This window comes from Camelimonas fluminis (genome assembly GCF_014656355.1).
Lineage (GTDB): Bacteria > Pseudomonadota > Alphaproteobacteria > Rhizobiales > Beijerinckiaceae > Camelimonas > Camelimonas fluminis.
In genome coordinates, this window is the sequence record NZ_BNCG01000186.1 from 1 (window position 1) to 512 (window position 512).

Here is a 512-nt window from a genome sequence, read left to right on the forward strand (position 1 = left end):
CCGCCGAACATTTGGAGCAAAATTTCATGTCGAACAAAAAGGGTGTTCGGCCGGGGCCCAATTTTACGGTTGAGTCCCGAGGGGGGCGTCATGCTGGTTCCAGGTATTCGGACCCGAGACGCGAGGCGGAAGCCGTGTTCGCGCCGAGGGCTCAAGGTGAGCCCGCGCAAACACCGCAGCCTCAGATTCCGGAGTCTTCGCTTATTCCCGGCCCGCAGCGGGTTGGTCGCACTCTCGGGGGTGGGATGGAAATGAGCGGGTCATCGGCACCGGACTCCTCCGTTCAGCGATTGAATGAGGAAATTTCCCGGCTGAGCCGGCAACTGAACCTTTTGACGGATTCGCATGGGAAGCTTTTGCTTCTTCAGGAGGCGCAGATGCGTGTCCTGGGTGAGTTGCGCGACGGGCAGTTGCTCGGGAACCAACTCCTTGGTGATGCGCTGCAGGCAAACGCGGCGGTGCCCGAGGCCTTGGTGAGTATCCTGACGGCCATTGAGGGGCGTCTTGGCGAA

General features: G+C 60.7%; 1 protein-coding gene. It reads left to right on the forward strand.

Annotated features, from left to right (window positions below):
• Positions 1-251 precede the first annotated feature (251 nt).
• The coding region (locus IE243_RS23070; RefSeq protein WP_191321606.1) for a hypothetical protein at positions 252-512 on the forward strand (261 nt) is incomplete at its 3' end.